Annotated in this window: 2 rRNA genes; both read right to left on the reverse strand. The window is 54.0% G+C overall.

The features are described 5' to 3' along the window. Positions 1–58: 58 nt before the first annotated feature. Positions 59–172 (reverse strand): 5S ribosomal RNA (gene rrf / locus F464_RS0127570). Positions 173–260: 88 nt separating this feature from the next. Continuing rightward, a 23S ribosomal RNA gene (locus F464_RS0127575) occupies positions 261–2,880 on the reverse strand; the annotation flags it as partial.

Raw genomic sequence — 2,880 nt, forward strand, 5'->3', positions numbered from 1 at the left:
TAGGCGTAAAAAAGCCGCTCATCCTGTGTTTGGAGAGCGGCTTTTTTGGCGTGGGGTAGTCTGACGATGACCTACTTTCGCACTCACGAAGAGCACTATCATCGGCGCGGACCTGTTTCACTGTCCTGTTCGGGATGGGAAGGAGTGGTTCCAGGACGCTATGGTCGTCAGACTGTAAAGGGTCACAAAGGGGAGAAGTAGAGTGTGTGGGGAGTGTGATTGTTGTGTAGCGTGTTGAGTTCGCTGAGATCCAGGGTTATAGGATCAAGCCTCACGGGCAATTAGTATCGGTTAGCTTAACGCATTACTGCGCTTCCACACCCGACCTATCAACGTTGTGGTCTTCAACGACCCTTCAGGGGGCTCGAGGCCCCGGGGAAGTCTCATCTTGAGGCGAGTTTCCCGCTTAGATGCTTTCAGCGGTTATCTCTTCCGTACTTAGCTACCCGGCGATGCGACTGGCGTCACAACCGGTACACCAGGGGTACGTCCACTCCGGTCCTCTCGTACTAGGAGCAGGTCCTCTCAAACTTCCAGCGCCCACGGCAGATAGGGACCAAACTGTCTCACGACGTTTTAAACCCAGCTCACGTACCACTTTAAATGGCGAACAGCCATACCCTTGGGACCGGCTACAGCCCCAGGATGTGATGAGCCGACATCGAGGTGCCAAACTCCGCCGTCGATGTGAACTCTTGGGCGGAATCAGCCTGTTATCCCCAGAGTACCTTTTATCCGTTGAGCGATGGCCCTTCCATACAGAACCACCGGATCACTATGACCTGCTTTCGCACCTGCTCGACTTGTCGGTCTCGCAGTCAAGCCGCCTTTTGCCATTGCACTATCAGTACGATGTCCGACCGTACCTAGGCGACCTTCGTACTCCTCCGTTACCTTTTAGGAGGAGACCGCCCCAGTCAAACTGCCTGCCATGCACGGTCCCCGACCCGGATTCACGGGCCCAGGTTAGAACCTCAACGACACCAGGGTGGTATTTCAAGGTTGGCTCCACGGCAACTGGCGTCACCGCTTCAAAGCCTCCCACCTATCCTACACAAGTCCCGTCAAAGTCCAATGCAAAGCTACAGTAAAGGTTCATGGGGTCTTTCCGTCTAGCCGCGGGTAGATTGCATCTTCACAAACATTTCAACTTCGCTGAGTCTCAGGAGGAGACAGTGTGGCCATCGTTACGCCATTCGTGCAGGTCGGAACTTACCCGACAAGGAATTTCGCTACCTTAGGACCGTTATAGTTACGGCCGCCGTTTACCGGGGCTTCGATCAAGAGCTTGCACCCCATCACTTAACCTTCCGGCACCGGGCAGGCGTCACACCCTATACGTCCACTTTCGTGTTTGCAGAGTGCTGTGTTTTTAATAAACAGTCGCAGCCACCGATTCTCTGCGGCCCCTTCGCCCTTCGGATGTACTCCTACAAGCTAATGGGGCATACCTTCTCCCGAAGTTACGGTATCAATTTGCCGAGTTCCTTCTCCTGAGTTCTCTCAAGCGCCTTAGAATTTTCTTCCTGCCCACCTGTGTCGGTTTGCGGTACGGTCGATTTTAGACTGAAGCTTAGAGGCTTTTCCTGGAAGCATGGTATCAGTCACTTCGCGCTCAAAGAGCGCTCGTCATCACGCCTCAGCTCAGCCCCGCGGATTTGCCTACGGGGCACGCCTACACGCTTAAACCGGGACGTCCAACACCCGGCTGACCTAACCTTCTCCGTCCCCCCATCGCATCTAAAACCGGTACGGGAATATTGACCCGTTTCCCATCGACTACGCATTTCTGCCTCGCCTTAGGGGCCGACTCACCCTGCGTCGATGAACGTTGCGCAGGAAACCTTGGGCTTTCGGCGAGGGTGCTTTTCACACCCTTTATCGCTACTCATGTCAGCATTCGCACTTCCGATACCTCCAGCATCCCTCTCGAGACACCTTCGCAGGCTTACGGAACGCTCCCCTACCATCTCTTACGAGATCCGCAGCTTCGGTTCATGGCTTGAGCCCCGTTACATCTTCCGCGCAGGACGACTCGACTAGTGAGCTATTACGCTTTCTTTAAAGGGTGGCTGCTTCTAAGCCAACCTCCTAGCTGTCTATGCCTTCCCACTTCGTTTCCCACTTAGCCATGTATTTGGGACCTTAGCTGGCGGTCTGGGTTGTTTCCCTCTTGTCCCAGGACGTTAGCACCCCAGGACTGTCTGCCGTATATCACTTTGCGGTATTCGGAGTTTGCTATCGCGGGGTAGATCGCAGTGACCCCCCCAACGATTACAGTGCTCTACCCCCGCAAGTGTCCGTACGACGCACTACCTAAATAGTTTTCGGGGAGAACCAGCTATTTCCGGATTTGTTTAGCCTTTCACCCCTATCCACAGCTCATCCCCTAATTTTTCAACATTAGTGGGTTCGGACCTCCAGTACCTGTTACGGCACCTTCATCCTGGCCATGGATAGATCATCCGGTTTCGGGTCTACGCCCAGCAACTATGTCGCCCTTATCAGACTCGGTTTCCCTACGCCTCCCCTATTCGGTTAAGCTCGCTACTGAACGTAAGTCGCTGACCCATTATACAAAAGGTACGCAGTCACCCCACAAGGAGGCTCCCACTGTTTGTATGCATGCGGTTTCAGGATCTATTTCACTCCCCTCCCGGGGTTCTTTTCGCCTTTCCCTCACGGTACTGGTTCACTATCGGTCGATCACGAGTATTTAGCCTTGGAGGATGGTCCCCCCATCTTCAGACAGGATTTCTCGTGTCCCGCCCTACTTGTCGCACGCTCAGACCCGCCACCTACTTTTCGCATACGGGACTATCACCCTGTATTGTCGGACTTTCCAGACCGTTCTGCTAAGTAAATGGTTTAGTCGTGCAG

The sequence above is a fragment of the Aromatoleum toluclasticum ATCC 700605 genome (assembly GCF_000378245.1).
GTDB classification, from domain to species: Bacteria; Pseudomonadota; Gammaproteobacteria; order Burkholderiales; family Rhodocyclaceae; genus Aromatoleum; species Aromatoleum toluclasticum.